This window comes from Exiguobacterium sp. s189 (assembly GCF_018617615.1).
Classification (GTDB): Bacteria; Bacillota; Bacilli; order Exiguobacteriales; family Exiguobacteriaceae; genus Exiguobacterium; species Exiguobacterium aestuarii_A.
Map to the genome: position 1 here is coordinate 154,163 of NZ_JACSKM010000006.1, position 24,261 is coordinate 178,423.

The 24,261-nt window shown below is 47.3% G+C and carries 29 protein-coding genes and 1 pseudogene; 23 read left to right on the forward strand and 7 right to left on the reverse strand.

Annotation, left to right across the window (positions count from 1 at the left end; all coding sequences use genetic code 11):
- Positions 1-42: 42 nt before the first annotated feature.
- The 7 genes from KNO99_RS09565 (at position 43) to KNO99_RS09595 (ending at position 6,014) form a co-directional block, all read left to right on the forward strand.
- Positions 43-372, forward strand: coding sequence for a nucleoside triphosphate pyrophosphohydrolase (locus KNO99_RS09565; RefSeq protein ID WP_214747860.1), 330 nt, complete (start codon positions 43-45; stop codon positions 370-372).
- Positions 365-2,719 (forward strand): DEAD/DEAH box helicase family protein, encoded by a 2,355-nt coding sequence (locus KNO99_RS09570; RefSeq protein ID WP_214747863.1) that lies wholly within the window; start codon positions 365-367, stop codon positions 2,717-2,719. The genes KNO99_RS09565 and KNO99_RS09570 overlap by 8 nt, the downstream gene beginning before the upstream one ends.
- A gap of 2 nt (positions 2,720-2,721) precedes the next feature.
- Positions 2,722-3,186, forward strand: coding sequence for a hypothetical protein (locus tag KNO99_RS09575; RefSeq protein ID WP_214747865.1), 465 nt, complete (start codon positions 2,722-2,724; stop codon positions 3,184-3,186).
- A 14-nt stretch (positions 3,187-3,200) separates the two neighbouring features.
- Positions 3,201-3,458 carry a hypothetical protein gene (locus KNO99_RS09580; protein ID WP_015881071.1) on the forward strand — a complete coding sequence of 86 codons (258 nt, stop codon included), beginning with the start codon at positions 3,201-3,203 and terminating at the stop codon, positions 3,456-3,458.
- Between the two features lie 128 nt (positions 3,459-3,586).
- Complete coding sequence (locus tag KNO99_RS09585) at positions 3,587-5,125, forward strand: hypothetical protein (protein ID WP_214747869.1); 1,539 nt, start codon at positions 3,587-3,589, stop codon at positions 5,123-5,125.
- A 91-nt stretch (positions 5,126-5,216) separates the two neighbouring features.
- Positions 5,217-5,579: a hypothetical protein gene (locus KNO99_RS09590; RefSeq protein ID WP_214747871.1), complete on the forward strand. Its 363-nt coding sequence runs from the start codon at positions 5,217-5,219 to the stop codon at positions 5,577-5,579.
- A gap of 12 nt (positions 5,580-5,591) precedes the next feature.
- Positions 5,592-6,014 carry a stage III sporulation protein AH gene (locus KNO99_RS09595; protein WP_251131018.1) on the forward strand — a complete coding sequence of 141 codons (423 nt, stop codon included), beginning with the start codon at positions 5,592-5,594 and terminating at the stop codon, positions 6,012-6,014.
- Between the two features lie 46 nt (positions 6,015-6,060).
- Here KNO99_RS09595 and KNO99_RS09600 read toward each other — a convergent pair.
- The 6 genes and pseudogenes from KNO99_RS09600 to KNO99_RS09625 all read right to left on the reverse strand — a co-directional run bounded on the left by KNO99_RS09600 (position 6,061) and on the right by KNO99_RS09625 (position 9,033).
- Positions 6,061-6,330 (reverse strand): annotated as a pseudogene (locus tag KNO99_RS09600) (CPCC family cysteine-rich protein).
- An 83-nt stretch (positions 6,331-6,413) separates the two neighbouring features.
- Positions 6,414-6,773 (reverse strand): DUF1304 domain-containing protein, encoded by a 360-nt coding sequence (locus KNO99_RS09605; protein ID WP_214747874.1) that lies wholly within the window; start codon positions 6,771-6,773, stop codon positions 6,414-6,416.
- A gap of 1 nt (position 6,774) precedes the next feature.
- The gene (locus KNO99_RS09610) at positions 6,775-7,059 is read right to left on the reverse strand and encodes a putative quinol monooxygenase (RefSeq protein ID WP_026826548.1); all 285 of its coding nucleotides are present in this window, start codon (positions 7,057-7,059) and stop codon (positions 6,775-6,777) included.
- A 27-nt stretch (positions 7,060-7,086) separates the two neighbouring features.
- Positions 7,087-7,725 carry a nitroreductase family protein gene (locus tag KNO99_RS09615; protein ID WP_214747877.1) on the reverse strand — a complete coding sequence of 213 codons (639 nt, stop codon included), beginning with the start codon at positions 7,723-7,725 and terminating at the stop codon, positions 7,087-7,089.
- A 23-nt stretch (positions 7,726-7,748) separates the two neighbouring features.
- Complete coding sequence (locus tag KNO99_RS09620; protein WP_214747880.1) at positions 7,749-8,159, reverse strand: MarR family winged helix-turn-helix transcriptional regulator; 411 nt, start codon at positions 8,157-8,159, stop codon at positions 7,749-7,751.
- 109 nt (positions 8,160-8,268) lie between these two features.
- Complete coding sequence (locus KNO99_RS09625; RefSeq protein ID WP_214747883.1) at positions 8,269-9,033, reverse strand: hypothetical protein; 765 nt, start codon at positions 9,031-9,033, stop codon at positions 8,269-8,271.
- Between the two features lie 183 nt (positions 9,034-9,216).
- Between KNO99_RS09625 and KNO99_RS09630 the strand changes: the two genes are divergently transcribed.
- From KNO99_RS09630 to mnhG, 16 genes are all read left to right on the forward strand, one after another.
- A complete protein-coding gene (locus KNO99_RS09630) occupies positions 9,217-9,606 on the forward strand; it encodes a GntR family transcriptional regulator (RefSeq protein ID WP_074032742.1) in 390 nt (129 codons plus the stop codon).
- Positions 9,593-10,474 carry an ABC transporter ATP-binding protein gene (locus KNO99_RS09635; protein ID WP_214747886.1) on the forward strand — a complete coding sequence of 294 codons (882 nt, stop codon included), beginning with the start codon at positions 9,593-9,595 and terminating at the stop codon, positions 10,472-10,474. Before KNO99_RS09630 ends, KNO99_RS09635 begins: the two co-directional genes overlap by 14 nt.
- Complete coding sequence (locus KNO99_RS09640) at positions 10,464-11,588, forward strand: ABC transporter permease subunit (protein WP_214747889.1); 1,125 nt, start codon at positions 10,464-10,466, stop codon at positions 11,586-11,588. Before KNO99_RS09635 ends, KNO99_RS09640 begins: the two co-directional genes overlap by 11 nt.
- Positions 11,589-11,600: 12 nt before the next feature.
- Positions 11,601-12,065, forward strand: coding sequence for a DUF4825 domain-containing protein (locus KNO99_RS09645; RefSeq protein WP_214747892.1), 465 nt, complete (start codon positions 11,601-11,603; stop codon positions 12,063-12,065).
- 135 nt (positions 12,066-12,200) lie between these two features.
- Positions 12,201-13,874, forward strand: a complete 1,674-nt coding sequence (locus KNO99_RS09650) for an AMP-binding protein (protein WP_214695230.1) — start codon at positions 12,201-12,203, stop codon at positions 13,872-13,874.
- 79 nt (positions 13,875-13,953) lie between these two features.
- The gene (locus KNO99_RS09655) at positions 13,954-14,532 is read left to right on the forward strand and encodes a fatty acid metabolism transcriptional regulator FadR (RefSeq protein ID WP_214695232.1); all 579 of its coding nucleotides are present in this window, start codon (positions 13,954-13,956) and stop codon (positions 14,530-14,532) included.
- An 80-nt stretch (positions 14,533-14,612) separates the two neighbouring features.
- Positions 14,613-15,386, forward strand: a complete 774-nt coding sequence (locus tag KNO99_RS09660; protein ID WP_031421365.1) for an electron transfer flavoprotein subunit beta/FixA family protein — start codon at positions 14,613-14,615, stop codon at positions 15,384-15,386.
- Positions 15,387-15,400: 14 nt separating this feature from the next.
- On the forward strand, positions 15,401-16,366 hold the full coding sequence (locus KNO99_RS09665; RefSeq protein ID WP_214695236.1) for an electron transfer flavoprotein subunit alpha/FixB family protein: 966 nt from the start codon (positions 15,401-15,403) through the stop codon (positions 16,364-16,366).
- 107 nt (positions 16,367-16,473) lie between these two features.
- Positions 16,474-16,788: a thioredoxin gene (trxA, locus tag KNO99_RS09670; protein ID WP_015881090.1), complete on the forward strand. Its 315-nt coding sequence runs from the start codon at positions 16,474-16,476 to the stop codon at positions 16,786-16,788.
- A 347-nt stretch (positions 16,789-17,135) separates the two neighbouring features.
- Positions 17,136-19,577 carry a Na+/H+ antiporter subunit A gene (locus KNO99_RS09675; protein WP_214747895.1) on the forward strand — a complete coding sequence of 814 codons (2,442 nt, stop codon included), beginning with the start codon at positions 17,136-17,138 and terminating at the stop codon, positions 19,575-19,577.
- Entirely contained in the window at positions 19,549-19,986 is a 438-nt protein-coding gene (locus KNO99_RS09680) for a Na(+)/H(+) antiporter subunit B (RefSeq protein ID WP_214747897.1), read from the forward strand. The genes KNO99_RS09675 and KNO99_RS09680 overlap by 29 nt, the downstream gene beginning before the upstream one ends.
- Positions 19,986-20,327 carry a Na(+)/H(+) antiporter subunit C gene (locus KNO99_RS09685; RefSeq protein WP_015881093.1) on the forward strand — a complete coding sequence of 114 codons (342 nt, stop codon included), beginning with the start codon at positions 19,986-19,988 and terminating at the stop codon, positions 20,325-20,327. The genes KNO99_RS09680 and KNO99_RS09685 overlap by 1 nt, the downstream gene beginning before the upstream one ends.
- The gene (locus KNO99_RS09690; protein ID WP_214747900.1) at positions 20,320-21,804 is read left to right on the forward strand and encodes a Na+/H+ antiporter subunit D; all 1,485 of its coding nucleotides are present in this window, start codon (positions 20,320-20,322) and stop codon (positions 21,802-21,804) included. Before KNO99_RS09685 ends, KNO99_RS09690 begins: the two co-directional genes overlap by 8 nt.
- Before the next feature lie 7 nt (positions 21,805-21,811).
- Positions 21,812-22,297, forward strand: a complete 486-nt coding sequence (locus KNO99_RS09695) for a Na+/H+ antiporter subunit E (protein WP_214747903.1) — start codon at positions 21,812-21,814, stop codon at positions 22,295-22,297.
- Positions 22,297-22,593: a Na(+)/H(+) antiporter subunit F1 gene (locus KNO99_RS09700; RefSeq protein ID WP_214747906.1), complete on the forward strand. Its 297-nt coding sequence runs from the start codon at positions 22,297-22,299 to the stop codon at positions 22,591-22,593. The genes KNO99_RS09695 and KNO99_RS09700 overlap by 1 nt, the downstream gene beginning before the upstream one ends.
- Positions 22,571-22,930: a monovalent cation/H(+) antiporter subunit G gene (mnhG, locus tag KNO99_RS09705; protein ID WP_214700616.1), complete on the forward strand. Its 360-nt coding sequence runs from the start codon at positions 22,571-22,573 to the stop codon at positions 22,928-22,930. Before KNO99_RS09700 ends, mnhG begins: the two co-directional genes overlap by 23 nt.
- A 417-nt stretch (positions 22,931-23,347) precedes the next feature.
- On the opposite strand, the gene KNO99_RS09710 is transcribed toward mnhG, so the two are convergent.
- The gene (locus KNO99_RS09710) at positions 23,348-23,980 is read right to left on the reverse strand and encodes a hypothetical protein (RefSeq protein ID WP_214747909.1); all 633 of its coding nucleotides are present in this window, start codon (positions 23,978-23,980) and stop codon (positions 23,348-23,350) included.
- Positions 23,981-24,261: the final 281 nt, after the last annotated feature.

Below are 24,261 nucleotides of genomic sequence, written 5' to 3' on the forward strand. Positions count from 1 at the left end.
ATTATTAATTTATTTAAACTATAGATAGGAGCGAAGTATAGAATGAATAAAAATCAAAAATTAATCCGTGACCATATCCCTGAAATCATTCATGAATCAGGAAAAATACCGATTGTGAAGCAACTAAGCCAAGCAGAGCACTTCGAACAAGCACGCTTGAAACTCTATGAAGAAATCAAAGAGTATGAAGAGACAAACATTGATGAAGAGTCGCTAGAAGAGTTAGCTGACATTTTGGAGTTGGTCTATACACTTGGGAAAATGCATGGAGCAGACTTTGACGAATTGAATCAGATTCGTGAAGAGAAGCGTAAAAAACGTGGCGGCTTTGAGAAGGGTCTATTTTTAGAAGAGGTCCTGGATTATGAGTGACTTACGACTCCATACAAGCAACCTCGGCATTCCTTTACAAGGACATATAGACGCGGCGACTGAAATTTATATGGTCGTCGCGTTTGCTCAAGTGTCAGGAGTGAAAGAATTATCCGCTTCGTTAAGAAAAGCGAGTGAACGCGGTGCTCAAATCAGAATTTTGGTAGGAGACTATCTGTACCTCACCGATCCTGATGCGCTGGATATGCTGTTACAAATACCGAATATTGAGCTCCGGCTATACCGATCAAAAGGGAGGTCATTCCATCCAAAGGCATATTTGTTCCGTACAATAAAAAGCGGTACATTTTTTGTCGGTTCCTCGAATTTGTCGCATAGTGCGCTCAATCATGGAGTGGAGTGGAATGTTGAAATTCCTTCGAGTGTATCAGAGGAAGTGTTTGAAGAGTCAGTCGCTGCGTTCCATGAGTTATTTTATAGTGAATATGCGCAAATGATGAATCCGGTCTCGTTACAGCCTTATCGCGAAGAGTATGAGGCGCGAAAGGATCGAATGAAAGAGCTGGAGGTCGCTGAGCATTCTCCTGTCTACATAGAAGATAATTCGATTACACCGACGTCTGTTCAAGATGCGGCGTTATTGGCACTTCGGGAAACGATGGCGGAAGGTCGAAAGAAAGCGATGCTCGTATTGGCAACTGGATTAGGAAAGACGTATTTAAGTGCATTTTTTGCTCGTCAATTCAAACGTGTCCTTTTCGTCGCGCATCAAAAGGAACTTTTGTTACAGGCAGAAAAATCATTCCTCAACGTGGCGAATGACTGGAAGACCGGGTTACTACTCGGAGGTGAATCACGAGATCAGGAAACTGCTGATGTCGTGTTCGCCTCAATTCAAACGTTAGCTTCGAAACAAAGAATGGAGCAATATGACCCGAATCAATTCGATTTGATTATCGTGGATGAGTTTCATCATTCGGCGGCCCCGTCCTATCGTCGTGTATTGGATTATTTTAAGCCGAAATTTTTGTTAGGTTTGACTGCGACGCCTGACCGTTTAGACGGGGGAGACGTATACGCACTTTGTGATGATAACGTTGCTTTCCAGATGCATTTTACGGAAGCAATCGAAGAATCGTATTTAACTCCGTTTCATTATGTTGGAATCTATGATGAAATCGACTACTCTCAAATTCGTCTAATCAATGGACGACGTTATGATCAGGAAGAGTTATTGGCAGAACAATTAAAAGAAAGTGTTGCTGAGAAGATTTATAAGGCGTGGACAGAACATCATCAATCGAGAGCGCTCGGTTTTTGTTCATCTGTTATACAAGCTGAATATTTGGCAGATTATTTCAGGAGACAAGGTGTGCAGGCAGTGGCACTTCATAGTCAGACCGAGTATGATCGTACCGAAGTGATTGGTCAGTTAAAGCGTGGACAATTGGACATCATTTTTGCAGTGAATCTATTTAATGAAGGTGTCGATATTCCTGAAATCGATACGCTATTGTTCTGTCGTCCGACTGAATCATTGACAGTATTCACCCAACAAATTGGACGAGGGCTACGTCTATCAAAAGGAAAGACGCATTGTACGATTATCGATTTAATTGGGAATTATAAAAATATTGATAAGAAACTGGCTTTGTTGACGACTAGCCGACAAGATACAGTGAGTTCCTTACCAACTACGATTGATCTACCTTCGTCATGTACAATTGAGTTTGATTTACAAACTGTTGACTTACTGAAGAAAATGGTGACACGTTCCTCAACGCGTCAGCAATTACTTGAACAAAATTATTTCATGGTGAAAGAAGAAATAGGTAGGCGCCCGAGCTACATGGAATTAATCCAACGAGGAGAGTACTCTATTGATGCGTATCGTTCCGAATGGAGAAAGCTTGGTGGGTTCTTCGGATTCTTGCATAAACTCGGAGAACTAAGTGAGGAAGAAACGATAATATACAATGATGTGAAGTCGCTTCTAGTCGAGGTGGAATACACGAGCATGACCAAAAGCTATAAAATGATTGTACTTTCTATTATGCTGAAACGAGGAGAAGAGAATTGGTACAATCCACTCAAAGCCTCTGAAGCCGCTCTTCCTTTTTATGACTACATTAAAAATAAACCATATCGTCAGCAGATTGATGGAAAGACGAAAGACTTTCAGCAACCTTTCCATCAACAAAGAATTGAAAAATTGTTGTTACGAATGCCATTCGATAAAATTGCCAAAGGACCGTTTTATGTAGCAGATGAAACCTTGCATATCGAATTCAATGAGAGACTCCGTAATCCGGTGGTTTATAAATGGGTGAAACAAATTGTAGATGTTCGGTTACATTACTACTTTAGTCGGAAAGCGAAAGGGTGAGCATGCTGAACGAGGAAACAACTATCAACTCATCAGAGATTGCTATACAGTCTTTTTGTAACTTTATTGATAGTTTTGCGCGTCAAGGTACATATAAAATGAATGTTATCCAAATCATGCTCAACAGAGGATATGAAGATTGGTTTTACCCATTATCAGCTGATGTAATCGCAAAAGAGTACTATGATTTGGTAAGGAAGCAAAGTGAAGAACATTCTTTAAATAGCATTGCTAAAATATTTCATGAATCATTTTCACAGAAGGGAATAGAAAGTCATCTAAATTCGCTACCGTTTAAAGCCTTGACGACAGAATCACCAAGAACAGGTAAATCACCATTTAAGAATGCGAATGGGAAACTCATTGTCAGAGAAGAGTTCTGCATTCCGACTAAACAAGCACATGCTGCTATTCAATTAGCAGTTGAAAACAAATTAGAAGACTACTTTGAAATGAAGCAGAGGTAGAAAGGTGGGGTAATGTGAAACGCCTATTACTACGCAAAATCCAGTTCGCCCTCCAGCACCATGGTGGAACGGCATCTTTAAAAGACATTTATGCGTATGTCGAAAAATCATATTATCAACTCGAGCTCGATCGTTATAAAGATTGGAAAGGGCACGTCAATAAACAGATTCGTGCGCATTCTAGCGATTCAGCGAGCTTTACCGGGAAAGAGGACCTCTTTTATTCCACAGGAAATAAAGGAATTTGGGGCCTCCGACAATCCAATAACTAACGAAAGCGGGACCAATTTCACTTGGTTCCGCTTTCAATGTTTACAAAACATCACACCCTATTGTCACACAATGTTCATTCCTGTACACTTCGATATTGTGTGCTAAAAATTATGTTAGGGGTTAGTCAATGGAACTTGTACAGCAATTATCTCAAATGCAACTCATCAACCAATTCTGGTTGCTTATGGCCTTCATCATCCCGATGGTCATTTTATCTCGTATGGTCGTGGCTGGGACGCGCTTCTCGCCGATCCTCGTCATCGTCATCTTCGGTCTCGGTCTCGGATTCGGTATGGTCGAGCTCGGTATCGCGACACCGGGTCTTCCTGAATTCCCGCTCGTCGACTTCTTGTCACGGACGACGATCATCGCGTTAGTCGTTTCGTTCTTCGTCGGTGGACAGGAACTTCGTAAGATCTTAAGCAAACAAGAGCTCGACATGGAAGACATCGTCGTTCCTGCAAAAGAGGAGATGTTCCTCGGAACAGGACGTACGCAGTTCATCTTCATCCTTCGTTCGTTCTTCTTGCTCGTCGGTTTGGAAGGATTCTTCCGTATGGCAATCGAGCCAGGTACGGCAGAAGGGATTGCGCTTTACTACCCAATCCTCGCACTTCTCGGTCTCGCTGTGTCGTTCTTACTCATCGACCATAAAGCACAGATTCAGGACAAGAAAGTATACATGCAAAAAGGTGTCATCGAGACAGTCCTCTTGCTTGTTATCTTGTTCGTCTCGTTCTTGATTGCGACAGCAGTTCAGCCGATTATCGCACTTCCGCAAATCTTCTTCGCAATGTTGATCTCGTCAGCACTCGGTGCCATCTTCCATAACTGGACGTATGGACCGACTGTCCGCGCGCTTCTATTCGCAGGGATTCCGGTCGTCTTGGCTGCCAACTTCATGGTTGGTGGTTCACGAATCGGTGACGCATTCGCCATCGAAGGCATGAACTCCATTCTCGTGTACGGCTTCTTCGGTCAGTTGTTCTGGATGTTCGGTGGAATCGCACTCATCATGTGGTTCGCACGTACGGGTCACATCCGTAACCTCGCGCCAGGTATGGCGGGATCACTTTCACACAGTGGTCTCACAGGTGCGTGTACGGCTGGGGACTTCGGTCAAGTGGCGGCAAAACGTGCGCCAATCATGATCAACATCCCGTTCTTCGGACACATCTTCGTCTTCTCAATCCTCGCAGTCAGTGCCGATAACGGCGCGCTCTGGATTTGGCCTACAGCCATCATCGTCTTGATCGGTCTTGCTCTCACGGCGCTCGCGTTGAAAAACTTACGTGCAGCGAACGGAGAAGACTTCAAAGAAGTAAAAGCACTCATGCAGTTCTCGTTCGGATGGCAGATGATGGCTGTCTTCGGTGGTCTCGTCATCTTGACGTTCAGCACGATTGCATTTGATTACACGACGATGGCACAATCGTCAGCAATCTCGCACTTCGGCTTGTTCGCAGCGGTCCAAGGCGGTATGTTCGGGACGGAAGCATCGCTTCTCATCCCGCTCATCTTCTCGATGCCGTTCCTCGTGCACCCGATCGTCTTCTACATGTTCGGGAAAGCACTCGATAACAATGGCGAAATGCCACGTGTGCCGGTATATGCGATGGCGCTCGTCGGTGTCGTCGGTGTATCTGCAGCGATTTTCGTTTTATAATACGATTCCGCTCCGACTTCGGTCAGGGCGGTTTTTTTATTTGATGATTTGGATATGGTAGACTTTGGATAGTGAAAGCGGGGGAGAGTATATGAAAAAATGGTTGTTCTTCGGTTTTATTGTGTTGATTTTAGCTTGGGCATGGTTGACACCGATATATACGACTAGCCCAGATATGGATGACTTTGTGAGCTGGTTCGAGGAAACGTATTCGGTACAATGTGAAGATGAGAGCTGTGACTCATTTACGCTGATTGGTGATCAGACAAATACATATGTGAATGAAGAAGGGTATATGAAACAGTCCAGTGGCTTGTTCACTTTCGACATGGAGGTCAGGCGATTATACCGAAGTGTCGAAGAACCAGAACGAGTCGGGAAGATTGAAGTGAGATGGAATCAAGATTCATTCGAGATTACGGAAGAGACGGGTATCTTTGTTTCTTCGCCTTAGGAGACTGGAAGCATGCTGATGATCACTCAGGATATAAAGGAGAAGCGCTATGAGGCGCTCATCGATACTTTGCTTGAACACTGCACTCACTTTGCGTTCGTGGAAGACAGGCGCCGAATGGAGATCGAAGAAGAGCGCCTGGCGTATATGGATGTACTGACGGAAGAGATTCGTTGGGATTTGATGGAACGAACCATCGTAAGTGAATGGGAGACGACAAGACTATCTGGGGATACGGCGTATTTATATTCGTTCCATATGAATTATCGGACAGCACAGTTCCTAAAAGAGCATGGTGGCTCATTGTTCAGTTGGCTCAATCCAGAACTTCCAGAAGACTTGATGTTTTATAAGGGGGAGACGTGCGTGCTTGCGGTATGTTCCCATGAATCGTTCTTTGTCGTCGATGAAGCGTTGTGGAGGCAGGTTCAATGAGCTGAATGATTAAGGTTATCTCTTATACGGGTGACCTACCATTATGTCAGCTTGTTGGGGAACGGTCTCCAGTCCGGATTTTTTTATCACATTCATGTGGTTTTCTGACAGAGTCAGAAAAAAGTCGTTCACTCGCACCGAATTGAATATAATTTTGTTGAGCCTGTCGAAGAGACACCGTATTCGCTCCGCCTTCATAATCGGGATCGTCGAATTGAACCCCGTCATCTTCCTAAAAACAAATTCGACAAATATCGTATGTGCGCGGCGGTTCTTCTAACGTCTGGTAGCCACAACATGGGCATGTGTATCTCAAAATCATCACCTCATTATTTAGTATAGTAGATACAAGCAAAAAAGCGTCCGACCTTTTCACCAGGTCGAACGCTTTTTCTGTCATCACATCACCATCGAGATCAACGTCAAGATAGCAAGCCCACCTTGTGTCAGGATAATCTTCTTGTCACTCGTGATACTGCCATATAGGGCAACGAGAATGATATAGGTCAGAATCATCGTGACAATCTCGACCGGATTGGGGGAGACGTATAGCCCGTACAAGAGCCCGACCCCAATCAATCCGTTATACACGCCTTGATTTTTGAACAAAACCGATACCGAGTCTCTCGTCAGTTCGTCTTTCGACATGCGGAAGACACGTGACGTCGAGGAAGAGGCTGTCGCAATCGTTTCTAAATAGAAGATATAGAAGAATTCGATGGCGACGAGCGTCCCGAGCACAATGGTGAGCGTCGACATATTAGTTGACCGCTGCTACTTGCACGACAGGTTTCGCAGACACGTAGTTTGCCACGTTTTGTGCGAAGTTGATGAGGACCGGGTTTTGGTTGTGCTGCTCGAGAGCGGCTTGGTCTTCCCAGTTCTCGATCATGACGAAACGGTTCTCGACAGACGTTGACTCGTATAGGTCATATCCGACGCAGCCCGCTTCTTGTTTTGATGAGTCGATTAAGACTTGGATGTCACGCAAGAAGTTCTCGCGTTGTGAAGCTTGGATATCGAATGTGGCGTTGACTAAGATCATGGTTGATTCCTCCGATTGTGTGGTGAATTATTTGAACGATGTGACCGTTTGAGCGTCAAGACGAACTGATTCGTAACCTTCTTCTGCCGCTTTCCCGACAGACAAGATCATGACCGGTACATAACGGTCTTTGTCGAGACCGAACGCTTCAGCGAGTTGGTCTTTCTCGAAACCACCGATTGGGTTCGTGTCATAGCCGTGAGCACGGGCTGTGAGCATGAATTGCATCGCAGCGAGACTCGCATCGATCTTCACGATGTCGTTCATCTCTTGTTTCGAGAGGTTTTTGTAGTAAGGGATGATTGCGCCGAGCTGTTGGTCACGAACTTCTTGTGGCATTTTGCCTTCTGCGACCGCTTGATCGTAGATTTGTTCGCCGTACTCGTAGCACTCCATGTCTCCGAAGATGAGGAGCATTGCTGCAGACGAATCGTTTTGACGTGTGTTGAACTTGATGAGCGGCTTGAGCGTCTCTTTCGCTTCTGGGCTTTCGACGACGACGAAGCGCCATGGCTGCATGTTGACCGATGATGGGGCAGTCGTTGCTTCCTGAATCATCTCGAGCATCTCTTCTTGTGAGATTTTCACGTTCTCGTCATAGACACGGATTGATTTACGACCGAACATGACGTCTTTAAATGTATTGTTTTCGAATGTAGTTGCCATTGGTGAATTCCTTCTTTCTCTGTTTAGGTGTGACTGTTCAATTTTTGAAGCAGTCCGGATAAGTGTTGAATCTCTTCAGCGGACAAGGCTTGTAAGACGAGGTGGTTGGCTTGTTCGTCTCGCTCGCAATCCCTTAGGTCTTGCTCTGCTTTCTCTGTCACACGGACGAACATCTCGCGATGGTTCTCCGCGTTCCGCTCTCTGACGACATACCCTTTTTCTTCGAGGATCTTTAAATGTCGGGTGATGGCGGCATTGTCGATTTTCATCTCTTCTTTAATCACGCGTTGCGAACAAACGCCTCGTTCTTTGACGACTTGTAGCATCTCGTAGCGGGTCAGGCTGAAGCCCGTTTCCCGTTCGAACGACGATGCGACGTTTTGTTCCGCCAACTTGATTTGGTAAAGTAATCGGCTGATTTCACGTAGGTCCATTGCGTCCCACCTTTCTCAATTGACTTATCAATCGTTGACTTGTCAAACGATACAACGTTTCGGATTACGTGTAAAGTCAAACGCTCAAAAAAAAAAGACGACACCGAAATTATCGTGTCGTCTCGTCTTCGATCGGAGTGCCATCAAAATGATATTCTGTCATGAACGTCGTCTCGTCGAATCCGTACAGACGGTCGTAGGCGTTCAAATCCTCAATCGTCCGCACGTCGAGGAATGAAGGGTCGATATCAGACGCTTCGCGCGTGAACATCATGTACCGTTCCGTATAGTCGTCATTGCCACCCGGCTTCCCGTCGAACGAGAAGTGGATCGAGTAGACGTCAGACTCGATTTCGCGGATGACGTTGAGAATGCGCTGTTTCTGTTCGTCCGTGTTGTTCCAGTCTTCATGAAACATGATCGAGACGTTGAGATACGTTTCCGGATTCGTTTCATAGATAGACGTCGGGGTCGGGCTGACGTTCGCTTGTGTTTCATCGGACACACCAATCGGCACCTCCGCACGGACGGTCTCTTCTTCTTTTAAGAATCCTTCCGATACGAGCCGCTCGTGAATCGTTCGTTCCGCCTCAAGTTCCCAATACGTCTCGAGCACGTTGTCATGGATGGAGCCGTCACCATACGTCTCAAGAAAATAAGTGCCGGCGAACGGTTCGTTCGCCAATGTCACTTCCCCGACATAACCGCCCATCTTCCAATCCCATGACAGTTCGATGTCGGGTTGTTCCTGATACGTTTCTTTTACATAAGTACTATATGCATCTCGGGCCTCGGATTTTTCAATCGTCGTATAAACGAAGATTCCACCAGCGAGAAGACCGCCGACAACGCCTGCCACGATTCGTTTTTTCATCCATTCGTCACCTCTTTCCCAATGTACCTCATATGTCGAGGAGAAACCTCGGTCCAAAGTCTTATTCAAATCATTTCCATTTCCCTGTAAACTGAAAGTGCCCTCAAGATACTATTGCAATTACGTGTACTAATACATATAATACACTTAAAGAGTGACATTGACTATGAGAGGGTGTGACCCATGTTATACAAAATCGATATGAAGAGTTCAGAACCGCTTTACGAACAAATCGTCAATCAAACGAAAGAGCTCGTCATCCGCGGCATCTTGCGTCCGGGAGACAAGGTGATGTCTGTACGCGAACTCGCTACCGACCTCGTCATCAATCCGAATACGGTTAGTAAGGCGTATCAGGAGTTGGAGAGACTCGGTCTCCTCGAGATGCGGCGCGGGCGCGGGACGTTCGTCTCCGAAGACTGGGTAGACGACGATGCATCAAGAGAACCGGTCATCGCATCGATCAAGAAGATTGCGATTGATTGCCATTATGCGAATGTGCCATTAGAAGAAGCCATCGACGTATTGCGGACCGAATATGAGAAAGTAGGGGAAGCCAATGCTGAAAGTTGAGCAACTGAGTAAACAAATCGACCGCCAGACGATTTTGGACGGAATTGACTTTACCGTCGAATCAGGAGAAATCGTTGCGCTCGTCGGGCGTAACGGTGCCGGCAAGACGACACTTCTCCGGACAATGGTCGGAATCATCCGCCCCGACCAGGGAGACGTGTTATATGGAACGAAAAGTATCTTTAAAGACGCAGGATTGAAGCGGGACGTCATCTTCGTACCGGATTCGGCAGATGCGCTCAAACATTATACGGTAAACGAAGCGACGGACCTGTACGAATCGATCTACCCATCGTTCAATCGTTCCGCCTTCCGTGAAACATTGACGCGTTACAACATCGACAACAAAAAGATTCGCCAGCTTTCAAAAGGACAGAAAGCGCTCGTCACGTTATCACTCGCTTTCGCCGTCCAAGCGAAATACTATCTGCTCGATGAACCGACGGACGGTCTAGACGTCGTCGCCAAGTCAGACGTGTTGAAACTGATGATCGCCCAGGTCGAGAAACGAAACTGCTCAATCATCGTCTCGAGCCATCAGTTGCACGAACTCGAACGAATCGCCGACCGTATCATCATGATCGAGAGCGGACGCGTCAAAGCAATCATGTCGCTCGAAGAGGCACGTGCCCTCAGCATCAAGTGGCAAGTCGTCTTCAACGATCATGTCCCGGTCGAGTTGCTCGAACGAAAAGATATCGAAATCATTAGTGTGACAGGACGTGTCGTGCTATTCATGGCGAAAGAACGAACGGACGAGCTCGAGACGTTCATCGATTCATACAATCCGATGCTCATCGAAGAGATCCCGATGTCTCTCGAAGACGTGTTCCGTATCCAGTTAGGAGGAGAAGCCCATGCCGTCTAAAGTGTTGTTGAAGAAAGATTGGAAACAAGTGTCGCTGCTTTGGATCTTGCTCGTCTTCTTAGGGATTGTTGCCTTCACGGTGCCGGTGTGGACGGATATGTATGCGTACGAACAACAGATTCTTGAAATTAAACAAAACCCGAGCGACTTCCCAGATATCGTGACAGGTGATGTGAACGAGATGGTGCCGGAAGACTTCTTCGGGGATGGATCTGGATACGGATACCTCGGAGGTCTGAACGGACTCATACCGTCAGGCGGTGTCATTTTCTTGTTTGTCATCTTCGGTGCCCTCATGGCGTCCGTGTTGATCGGGAGTGAACGCAATAGCCAAATGTCAGATTTCACAATGTCGTTACCGTACACGCGTACCCAGCTATACATATCGAAATGGGTGCTCGGTGCGACAGGAATTGTAACATCGACCTTGATTGGCGGCACATTGATGTTCCTCATCATCCGCTTCTCCGATTACTCTTTCTTGATGGAAGGAAAAGAGTTCAAGGTGATCGCGATGATTCTATTTTTGATGCTATCCGGAATTTCATTCTTCTCGCTCTCGTTATGGATGGGTTCGTTTGGGGGAGAGTCCATCTCACAAGTCATCTGGACGTTTGTCGCGCTCGTCTTTCCGATGGGGATTTTACTCCTCGTCCAAGGTTCACTCTATGCGTTTTTCCCAGATCGACTCTTCTCGTTCGTTGATGAAGCGTTCGAGAGTATCCCGATGCGAATTTTGTCACCGCTAAACAATATTTTCAATGTCGATATGTATTCAGTGTATACCGATCAATCGGTGTGGAATGACTTTATCACGTATGCCCCAATCCTTGCGATTGCGAACATCGTGCTCACATTCGGTCTTGGGTTGTGGATGTTCAAGGAAGCACCACAAGAGAACAATGGACGATTCTTCATGTTCTCGAGCTGGTTGTGGCTCATCCATATCGTCATCGTCATTTGCTTCGCGATGTTAGGTGGCGTATTGTTCTCGGTCATCTCGTACCCGCAAAACATGATCTTGTATGTGCTTGGTTTTGTAATCGGTGCCTTTTTGGCGCACTTACTCGCCAAACGCTTGCTCTACCGCTTCAACTTGAAACTCAAATCGTAAGGAGGGACACCTGTGAAACGCTTCTGTCTGTTGTTCGTACTCGCCATCTCACTGGCAGGTTGCACGAATCCGAAACCGAACGCCTTTGAATACAAAGGTTCGAAAGTCGGGGATAATGCCGCCGTCGTTGGGATTACCGGGAGCTTGCCGCTACACGAATGTTATCAATCGGTCGAGTTGCAGACGAAGAAGCGTCCTTATGGGTTGACCGTCCGTTATGAAGATCCAAAAATGGAGCGAGCGGAGCAAGAGCGTCTTGCGATTCGGAATGCGGCTACTTACTTCACGCTCATTCCGAATGCGGAGATCGTCCGCTTCGCTTTCCCGAACCGGACGTATGCCTTCTCTCGGCCAGAGATGGAAGCATGGTTCGGAACGGATTTCTCGAACATCCGTCACGAGAATGAGTTGCATCAACTGATGAATCAGAAGCTTGAACAGCTGGATTCGAACAATTCCTATTTTAGGCGGGTATGACAGCGATTGGATGACAAATCCAATCGCTTTTTTGATATTTTCTGAAAATTATCGGGTAAAGGGTAGATGAAAGCGTTTTCTTAGCATTATAATGGAGTTAACTGAATGAGTATTCATTTCCAAGGAGGAACAGCGATGAACAAACCGTGGTTACAAGATTATCCAGAAGGTATGCCCCAGTCGATTGATTACGAGGTAAAGCCGCTCTATGAGGCATTGTCTCGCGCAGCAAAGGATTATCCGAATCGTACGGCCGTCTCCTTTATCGGGAAAGAGTGGACATTCGCGGAGATCGATGATGCCGCACGTCGACTCGCCACGATGCTCCAAGCAAAAGGACTTGAAAAAGGGGACCGCGTCAGCCTCATGCTTCCGAACTGTCCTCAATACGTCATCTCGTTCTATGCCGTGCTCTATGCAGGTGGGACTGTCGTCCAGACGAACCCGCTCTATACGGAACGGGAGCTAGATAACCTCATCACGGATGCGGGCGTCAAAATTGTTATCACCCTTGACTTGCTCTATCCGAAAACGCTTCGCGTCAGTGAAAAGACGGAGATCCAAACCGTGATCACGACAAGTATCGCCGATTACTTACCGTTCCCGAAAAACAAGCTGTATCCGATCAAAGTGAAACGAGAAAATAATATTGTCATCGACACGACCGGCTCGACGCCGTTTAAAGACTACAAAGACTTTAATCCGGTCACGCCGCTCGACATCGATCCGAAAGAAGACGTCGCGGTTCTTCAATATACAGGCGGGACGACGGGACTTCCGAAAGGCGTCATGTTGACCCACTTCAACTTGACGGCGAACGCGGACCAAATCACGAACTTATTCTATAAGTATAATCGCGGGGACGAGAAGCGCGTTTTGTGTGTCGTTCCGTTCTTCCACGTCTACGGGATGTCGTGCTGTCTGAACTTCGGTGTCACGAACGGGTATGAGCTCGTCCTCGTGCCGCGCTTCGAAGTGACGGATGTCCTGAAGACGATTCAGAAGAAAAAGCCGCACTTCTTCCCGGGCGCTCCGACGATGTACGTCGGGATCTTGAACGACCCGAAACTGAAAAAATACGACTTGTCATCGATTGAAGCGTGTATCTCTGGTTCGGCACCGCTTCCGATTGAGGTGCAAGAAGAGTTCGAGAAGATCACAGGCGGTCGCATCGTCGAAGGATATGGATTGTCTGAGACGTCGCCGGTCACGCACGCGAACTTCTTATGGGATAAGCGAATCGTCGGCTCAATCGGTGCGCCGCTGTCGGATACTTCTGCTAAAATAGTAAAAGCAGACGGAGAGACGGAGGCGGACATCGGGGAAATCGGTGAAATCATGCTGAGCGGTCCGCAAGTCATGAAAGGCTATTGGCAAAAACCGGAGGAGACGGCAGCCGTCTTGAAAGATGGTTGGCTCGCGACGGGTGACCTCGGTTATATGGGTGAGGACGGATTCTTCTATATTGTCGACCGGAAGAAAGATATGATCATCGCCGGTGGGTTCAACGTCTATCCGCGTGAAATCGAAGAAGTGCTCTACGAACATCCGGCTGTCAAAGAAGCGGTCTGTATCGGTGTTCCTGACCCGTATCGTGGTGAGACGGTCAAAGCGTTCATCGTCCTTCGTGACGGGTCAAGCGTGACCGAAGAAGAGCTCGACAAGCATTGTCGTGAGAAGCTCGCGGCCTATAAAGTGCCGAAGCTGTACGAGTTCCGTGACGAGTTGCCGAAGACGTTCGTCGGTAAGATTTTACGCCGTGTCCTCGTCGACGAAGAGAAGGCGAAACAAGTGAAACAAAGCAGTTGACACCAAGCGTATGCATGATAGAATAATAAATGAATGAACCATCATTCATTTTTCTGCAGCGGTAAGGAGCTTGGGGTTAATGACAAATCATATTTCGAAAAGTGACCGAATCATTGATGCGGCGGTCAAAGTAATTGCCAATCATGGCTATCACGGTGCAAAGGTGACAGCCATCGCCAAAGAGGCAGGTGTCGCGGACGGCACGATCTATTTGTACTTTAAAAACAAGGAGCATCTCTTGATCGAGTTGTTCCAAGCGAAGATGGGGCTGTTCATCGACTACTCGAAACAACAAATCGGGAACGAGACGACAGCCGGGGATCAATTGTATCAGTTGATTGAATCACATTTAAAACAACTGTCGGCCGATTACGACCTTGCCGTCGTGACACAAATCGAACTGCGACAGTCGAACTTGGTGCTTCGCCAAAAAATCGGAGAAGTGCTCAAACCATATTTGAATTTGATCGATTCGGTCGTCAAACACGGAATCGAGACAGGAGAGTTCGACAAGGATCTAGATTATCGACTCGCCCGTCAGATGATTTTCGGCACAATCGATGAGGTTGTGACGAGCTGGATGGCGAGCGGCTTCAAGTATGACTTGATGTCGACGCTTCCGAATGTGCACCATATGTTAAAGAAGGGGCTTACTTAACAGTGAGCCCTATCACTAGCTCAAAAAATGAATGCTGATTCATGAATGATGGGAAAGAATTGACTAAAGGGGGATCAACCATGAATATTTTTGTTTTGCTGAAACGTACGTTTGATACTGAGGAAGCGATTCAGCTCGAGAATGGGGAAATTCAAGAAGACGGCGCTGAGTTCATCATCAACCCGTATGACGAATATGCGGTCGAAGAAGCGATTCAAAAACGTGACGCACTCGGGGGAGAGGTCACGGTCGTCACGGTAGGACCGGAAGACGCGGACAAAGAGCTTCGTACGGCACTCGCCATGGGAGCGGACAAAGCTGTTCGGATCTCGATCGAGGACGATGTCGAAGATGCGGACCACGTCACGATTTCAAAAGTGCTCGCCACATACTTGAAAGAACAAGACGCAGACCTCATCTTTGCAGGGAACGTTGCAATCGATGGCGGTAGCGGACAAGTCGCACCACGTGTCGCAGAACTTCTCGATATGAACTACGTGACGACAATCACGGCTCTTGAAATCGACGGCACGACGGCTACGGTCACACGTGACGTCGAAGGGGATACGGAAGTCATCGAAGTTGCACTCCCACTTCTCGTGACGGCGCAACAAGGGTTGAACGAACCACGTTACCCGAGCTTGCCAGGGATCATGAAAGCGAAGAAGAAACCACTCGAAGAACTTGAACTCATGGACATCGATCTCGATGAAGATGAAATCGAAGCGAAAATCGAGACGATCGAACGATTCTTACCAGAAGAGAAGAAAGCCGGCCGTATCCTTGAAGGCGACATGTCGACACAAGTGAGCGAGCTCGTACAACTTCTTCGCACGGAAGCGAAAGTCATTTAAGGGGGAGATCATAGATGAAAGCTTTAGTACTCGCAGAAGCGCGTGAAGGCGCGTTACGTAACGTATCATTCGAAGCCATCGCTGCGGCGAAGCAATTGACAGACGATGTGACGGCAGTCGTGATTGGGGATCACGTGCAATCACTCGCGCAAGAACTTGGGGAGTATGGCGCAAGCCGTGTCCTCGTCGTTGAAGACGATCGCCTCAAACACTATACGCCAGACGGCTACGGTCAAGTGCTCCGTCAGCTGATCGAACAAGAAAGTCCGGACATGATCGTCCTCGGTCACACGGCTCTCGGGAAAGACATCGCACCGAAACTCGCGGCACGTCTCGATGCCGGACTCATCAGTGACGTCGTCTCCATCGAGGGAACAGGTCGTGACGCTGAGTTCGTTCGCCCAATCTACTCAGGGAAGGCGTTCGAGAAAGTGAAGTTCAAAGACTCGGTCATGTTCTTCACAATTCGTCCGAACAACATCGACGCACTTGCGCGTCAAGCAGGTGCAAGCGTCTCAGTTGAAACGCCAGCAGTTGAATTAAAAGATCTCGCGATGATCGTCAAAGAAGTCGTTCGTAAAGCGACAGGGAAAGTCGACTTGGCGGAAGCGAAAGTCATCGTCGCAGGCGGACGTGGCGTGAAGAGCGAAGACGGCTTCAAACCACTTGAAGAGTTGGCTGAACTTCTCGGAGGAGCGGTCGGTGCTTCACGTGGAGCATGTGACGCCGACTACTGCGACTACGCGCTTCAAATCGGACAAACGGGTAAAGTCGTCACACCAGACCTTTACATCGCATGCGGAATCTCTGGAGCAATCCAACACTTGGCAGGGATGAGTAACGCGAAGGTCATCGTCGCGATCAACAAGGATCCGGAAGCGAACATCTTCAGCGTGGCAGACTATGGCATCGTTGGTGACCTATTCGATGTCGTTCCAATGTTGACAGAAGAGTTCCGCAAGCACCTCGTCAATAGCTAATAAGCAAAACGTTTTGGGGTTGTTACCCTCCGTGGTATACTCTGAACATGAATTGCATGAGAGTTCTATATCAGGACTCTCTCATCTTATTGGGGAGGTTTTTACAAATGGCTATTAAACACGCAACGACTCAATCGTTTGAACAAGATGTAAAAGAGGGCGTAGTCCTCGTTGATTTCTGGGCAACTTGGTGTGGACCATGTCGCATGATCGCGCCAGTTCTCGAAGAACTCGATCAAGAAATGGGTGACCAAGTCCAAATCGTGAAACTCGACGTCGACGAAAACCCTGAAGTCGCAGGTGCTTTCCAAATCCAAAGTATCCCGACACTCATGATGTTCAAAGATGGCGAGCCTGTTTCGAAAACAATGGGCTTCCAACCAAAAGAAGCATTGAAAGAGTTTATCGCAACAGCACAATAATTGCGTAGCAGCCGACCTGTATCGGCTGCTTTTTTGTTTTGTAGACCGGAAAAGAAGGAAAAGGACAGGCAAGCAGGGAATAGGTTGAGTTATTCCGCACAACCTCAATTACGTAAAATTCCGATACATATCGTCTGATTTCAAAAATTTTTTTGAAGAATTTCCGTCGGCTTCCTTCATATTTAAAAGATTCGGAATTTTAACGAGGGAGCGCTCGAGCTGGAAGCTTTTATCATGGAAACAGACTGAAAATTTACGCTATACTCATGAGGAAGACATGATGGAGTCAAGTGACCTTACTTTACGGCTCAATCTATTGTACGACTCTGTTCGAAGGAGGAATTTTCTTGTCGCTGTTACATTTAGCTATTTTGTTGCCGCTTCTCGCGGCACCGTTCATCCCGTTCTTGTTTCGGGGGATGAAGCAAATTCATACAGGCTGGTTCGTGTTGATCGTTCCGGTCGTGCTCGTCACCTACTTCGCCGGATTCATTCCGATCACGAGTGCAGGGGACGTCGTGACAGAGACGATTGCGTGGATGCCGTCCCTCGGGATTAACTTCACGGCATACGTTGACGGACTCAGTCTACTGTTCGCCCTCCTCATCACGGGGATCGGCGCACTCGTTGTCTTGTATTCGATTTACTATTTGAATAAGGACAAAGAGTCACTCGGGCATTTCTACGTGTATCTCTTGATGTTCATGAGTGCGATGCTCGGGGTCGTTCTCTCGGACAACATGATTGTCATGTATATGTTCTGGGAACTCACATCGATTTCATCATTCCTGTTGATTGGTTACTGGTATGAGAAAGAGCGTTCACGTTACGGCGCACAGAAGTCGATGCTTCTCACCGTATTCGGTGGATTGTCGATGCTCGGGGGGATTGTCTTACTCGAGTCGATGATTGGTTCGTACAGCATTCGTGATATGGTCGCGAACTCTGGCGTCATCGCCGATAGCCCGTTCTTCCTTGTCGCGATGATTCTCATCTTGCTCGGGGCGTTCACGAAATCGGCGCAGTTCCCGTTCCACATCTGGTTACCTGACGCGATGGAAGCACCGACTCCGGTCAGTGCGTACCTCCACTCGGCAACGATGGTCAAGGCGGGTCTCTATCTTGTGGCCCGTATGAGCCCAGTGTTCCAAGAGTCATCGGTCTGGCTATGGACGATTGCCGGAATCGGGATGTTCACGATGTTCTGGGGCTCGTTCAACGCCGTGAAGCAGACCGACTTGAAGGGAATCTTGGCATTCTCGACAGTCAGTCAGCTCGGGTTGATCATGTCACTCCTCGGTCTAGGTGCGGCTGCGCTCCACTATGACGGTATGGATGACAACATCTTTATGGTCGCGACGATTGCAGCGATTTTCCATTTGATCAACCACGCGACGTTCAAAGGATCGCTCTTCATGATGGCCGGAATCGTCGACCACGAGACGGGTACACGTGACATTCGTAAGCTTGGCGGTCTGATGACGGTCATGCCGATCACGTTCACGATTGCCGTCATCGGTTCATTATCGATGGCCGGTCTTCCGCCATTTAACGGTTTCTTGAGTAAAGAGATGTTCTTGAAGGCGACGACGAAAGTCTTCTCGGCCGACTTCTTCGCACTCGATACGATTGGAATCTTACTTCCGGTCATCGCGTTCGTCGGAAGTGTGTTCACGTTCATCTACAGCATCATGCTGTTCACACGGACGTTCATGGGCAAGGCGAAGTTCGACCAATTGCCGAAGAAACCACATGAGGCGCCGATCGGCATGTTGATTTCGCCGGCCATCCTCGCGCTTCTCGTTGTCGGTCTCGGATTCTTCCCGAACGTCTTGTCGAACTCGCTCATCAAACCGGCCGTCGAGTCGATCTATCCGACACTCGTCGCGCAAGGGCAAGAAGTCGATGTTCACATCTATTTCTGGCACGGTTTGACGCCAGAGTTGTTCATGACGATCGGTGTCGTTCTCCTCGGTTCGTTGCTGTTCTGGCAAATGGGCAAATGGATGGGGATCTACAACCGCATCCCACACCGTTTGACGCTCAACGGGATGTACGATGGTACGCTCGTCTGGTCGAATAAGGCAGCATACCGCTTTAAAGACAACTACATGACTGGCTTCATCCGGTCGTACTTGATCTATATTTTCGTCTTCCTTTCAGGCATGATGCTCTTTAGCATCTGGTGGTTCGACATGTACCGATTCTCGTTCGAGAACTTGGCAGAGATTGCACCATATGAATATGTGCTCGGAGCCGTCGTCATGCTTGCGGCTCTCGCGATTCTATTTATGCGTTCGCGTCTACCGTCCATCATCTTACTCGGGGTTGTCGGGTACGGCGTGGCACTGTTCTTCGTCTTCTTCGGTGCACCTGACTTGGCACTCACACAGCTCGTCATCGAGACGGTCTCGGTCGCCTTGTTCTTGCTCGTGTTCTATCACATGCCGGACATCAGCAAGAAGGAAGTACGGATGCGTTTCAAAGTCGGGAATGCCATCGTGGCCATTCTCGTCGGGACGACCGTGACGCTTCTCAGCTTCATGGCGCTCACGAATAAATCGCTCACCTCGATCTCGGAGTATTACAAAGAGAACGTGTATGAGCTTGCAGCAGGTAAAAACATGGTCAACGTCGTCCTCGTCGACTTCCGTGGATTTGATACTTTGTTTGAAATCGTCGTTCTCGGAATTGCGGCTTTCGGGATCTACACGATGATTAAATTTAGAACAACACGACGTACGAAAGGAGAAGGTGCACATGAAGCAAAACAGCAAACGCGTCAATGACGTCATTTTGCAGACGGCCGCGATTATCATTTTCTTCATCATCGTCATCTTCTCGATCGATTTGTTCTTTGCCGGTCATTATTCACCAGGTGGAGGGTTCATCGGTGGATTGATGACATCCGCGGCACTCGTCTTGTTGCTACTCGCATTTGATTCGAAGACACTTGCGAACGTGCTCCCAATCGACTACCGTCTTATGACGGCAAGTGGATTATTGATCGCACTTTTAACAGGTCTTCACTCGGTATTCTTGGGACGTCCGTTTTTGACGCATGCTTACGGGAAGTTTGACTTACCACTTCTCGGTGAACAGACGCTCCACACGGCGATTGCGTTCGACTTAGGGGTCTATCTCGTAGTCATCGGAATCACCTTGACGATTATACAAACGATTGGAGAGAGTGAATAATGGAAATCTTCGTTAGCATCATTATCGGTGTCTTGACGATGTGTGCCGTCTATCTTGTTCTCTCAAGAAGTTTGTTACGCATCATCATCGGCACAGCCTTGTTCAGTCACGCGGCACACCTTCTCGTCTTGACGACGGCAGGGTTGAAGACAGGGGCAGCCCCTGTCCTCGTCGACGGTGTGACTGAATTCACAGACCCGTTACCGCAAGCGCTCGTCTTGACGGCAATCGTCATCAGTTTCGGGGTGACGGCGTTCTTCCTCGTACTTGCCTACCGCACGTATCAGGAGCTCAGCACGGACAATATGGAAGAAATGAAAGGAACAGAATCGTATGATTAACTTACCGGTCTTTCCAATCGTCATTCCTGCGCTTGCGGCCATCATCATGATGTTCATGCCAAAACGGGTCCAGCTGCAGCGTGTGATGGCTCTTGGAGCTTTAGTTATTACGGCGATCGTGTCACTCTTCCTTGTGCACACGGTCTCCACGGAGGGGATTCAAACCCTCAACCTCGGGAACTGGCAAGCGCCGTTCGGGATCACACTCGTATCGGATATGTTGTCAGCCCTACTCGTGACGACGTCGACTCTCCTCACGCTCTTCATCGTGTGGTTCGCCGTCCATTACTTCTCAGACTCATATGAAGGCAACTACTTGTACATCTCGATGCTCTTCTTGCTCGTCGGGGTGAACGGTGCCTTCACGACAGGTGATATCTTCAACTTGTTCGTCTTTTTCGAGGTCTTCTTGATGTCTTCATACGTGTTGATTGTACTCGGTGGACGTGGCGTCCAGTTACGTGAGTCCATCAAATACTTGCTTGTGAACATCATCGCCTCGGCACTCTTCGTCATGTCGGTCGCCTTGCTCTATGGCGTCACAGGTACGCTCAACTTGGCGGACTTGGCAATGAAGATTCCGCTCGTCGATAACCCGGACGTGATCACCGTCATCGGTGTGATGTTCGTCATTGTCTTCGGGATGAAAGGGGCGCTCGTCCCACTTCACTACTGGCTCCCTGGAGCGTACGTGGTCGCACCGACACCGATTCTTGCGATGTTCGGGGCCCTCTTGACGAAAGTCGGGGTCTACTCGATCTTGCGGACGTATACGCTACTCTTTGACGGGAACGGTGAGTTTTTACAGACGTTCCTCATGGTGCTCGCTGTCCTCACGATCTTCATCGGGATGACAGGGGCCATCGCTTATAACGATGTGAAGCTGATCATCATCTACAACATCATGATTGCGGTCGGTGTCATTTTGTACGGGATCTCCGTCAACACGCAGACGTCCCTTGAAGGGTCGCTCTACTACTTGATTCACGATATGATCATCAAGGCAGTTCTCTTCATGCTCGTCGGGATGATGATTGGGATCACCAAATCCGGTCAATTGCGCGATATGGGTGGACTCATCACACGCTTCCCTCTGTTCGGATGGACGTTCTTCGTCGCAGCGCTCTCGCTTGCAGGGATTCCGCCACTTAGTGGATTCTTCGGGAAGTTATTGATCGTATCAGGTGGGATGGACGAAGGAGAACTGTTCGGACCACTTCTCGTCCTCTTGTCGAGTCTCTTCGTCCTCTATTCGGTCATGAAGATCTTCTTGAACGGATTCTGGGGAGAGGCGAAGCGTGAGTATGATGGACCACTCGTCCCATATACGAAACGTTTGATTATACCGGTCTTCTTGTTGCTCATCATTGCGGTTGCATACGGATTCGGGGCAGAAGCCATCCATCCGTATATCACGCAAGCAATTGAGCCGCTCGTCAATCCAGAAATCTATATCGATGCCGTGATAAAGGAGTGAAACACAGATGGCTTATCAACTATTGATTAACTTTTTCTTGGCGTTCATCTGGATGTTCCTCACGGGATCGTTCACAACGAGCGGATTCTTCGTCGGGTATATACTCGGATTGCTCATCTTGTTCATGATGCGCCGATTCTTCAAATCAGGTGGGGGGAGTTTTTACTTTGCACGCGTCTGGCGTCTGTTCAAACTGCTCCTCATCTTCATCCGAGAACTGTTCCTCGCGAACTTCGAGGTGTTACGTCTCGTCCTTAGCCCGAAGCTGAAGATTCAACCAGGAATCTTCCGATATGAAACGTCTCTCGACAAAGGCTGGAAAGTCAGTTTGCTCTCGATGCTGATCACGCTCACACCAGGGACGCTCGTCGTTCAGGTGTCAAAAGACAATTCCGTGCTCTATATCCACGCACTCAACATGCCGGATAAGGATGCCTTACGAAAAGACATTTATGATAACTTTGAATCAAGCATTAAGGAGGCGACAGAGTGATGGATATACTAGACATTCTCATCTACATTTCGCTCGCCATTCTCTTGCTTGCGATGTTGATGATGTTGTATCGCGTCGTCAAAGGACCGACGACGGCAGACCGGGTCATCGCGCTCGACTCCATCGGAATCGCGCTCATCTCGGTCGTCGCGTTACTGTCGATTCTGCTCGATACGACCCTATATTTTGAAGTCATCTTGCTACTCAGTATTTTGGCCTTCATCGGAACGGTGGCGTTCTCGAAATTCTTAGAGAGGGGAGAGATTATCCAACATGACCGCGACAATGATCTTTGATCTCATTACCGGCATCTTCACGATCATCGGCGTCTTCTTCACGGTCGTCGCCGCGATCGGTCTCATCCGTCTCCCAGATATTTATTCGAGAACACACGCTGCCTCAAAGAGTGCGACACTCGGTGTCATGTTCGTCCTCTTTGCGGCCGTCCTTCACGTATATGTCGATGAACGGGTATTTGATGCAAGACTCTTGCTCGGTCTCTTCTTCGTCCTCTTGACGGCTCCTGTCGGGGGTCACCTCATCTCACGTGCGGCGCACGCGAAGGGAGTCCCGCTATGGGAAAAGTCACTTCAAGACGCATTGAAAGAAGATAAAGAGAAGGGAATCGAATAAAAAAAGGGTCTTTCCATATTGTGTTGGAAAGACCCTTAACTTATTTCTTGATGATGAATTATAAAATTAAGTGCAACACCCAAAAGTGAACACAAAAAAGCCCATGACGCTTTCCTGAACTGAACCCTGAATGATAGACACTTGATAAAAAGTGCTCATTCAGGGTTCAGTTCAATAAATTTTTAGGATCCTTTTATATACCACTGATTTATTCTTGTGTACTGCTTTATAAATGAGAGGTCATCTAATAATAAACCAAACGATAAAGCACGCTATGGCAATCGCTAACCAAAAATAAAATTGTTTATTAGCCTTACCCTTCATAGAAACACTCCCTTACTTTTCTTTATATTATATATACAAAAACTAATATAAGACAAAGGAACTTGGAAAAAAGAGTCCTCTGTCTCATATGATTTAGCAAGCAGAATACCATGCAGTTGGTACATAAACGTAGCAGTCTAGATAGACTCCGCACCCTTTATCCCTACTAATAAACGCTCCTACTCCAATACCTGCAACAGCAGCTACAAAGCTTGTAACCCAACCTGGAGGGCTAATGAAGTATGCAATCGTAGCATTTAGTGCTGCCACACTACCACCGTAAACTACTAAATTAGCTCTTAATTTTTCAACGAAATCATGAGACCAATAAATTCTCATTCCCCACCATGTATAATCAATATCAAAATCTTTACTCTTATCGATAGCATACGTTTGGAAACCTTCGTTATTTTCCTCTTCTTGCTTTAAAGAAAATTTATCTCCCTCAATGACTAAATCTGATCTATAAGCTTTAACTTCAGAATTAGTTTTCGCCAGAATTTTTTTAACTTCCTTAAGTTCTTTAGAAGTTAAATAGTCTTTCGCTTCTTTTTGTACTTTAAATGTCTCAGATTTATGATCTAAGTATATGTAAGCATCTGCTTTTTCGACTAGTTGATTTTTGTTCTCTTCTTTAATGGCAGAAGAGGCTTGAGAAGCTGAAGGGGCAATAAACGTAAATGACATAACTAATGTCATTAAAACTAGCATAGATTTTTTTAGCAAAATGTTCATCTCCTAATATGATTTTTTTGAATCAAATGACAATAGTATTTAAGTAATACTCACTAGCAACATGAGACAAGCCAATCCGCAAATAAACTGATCCACTCCATATAAATCCTCTTTTCTTGTTATCTTACACACTCATTCTATACAAATATAAACAATATTGATTAAAATAATCATATATGATTATTTCAGACTGTAGACAAAATATAGGTCTACGGTCTTTTTTTATGCCCAAGCCGGGCACGGCTCGCTTTCCTAGGGGCAAGCAGGGAGCC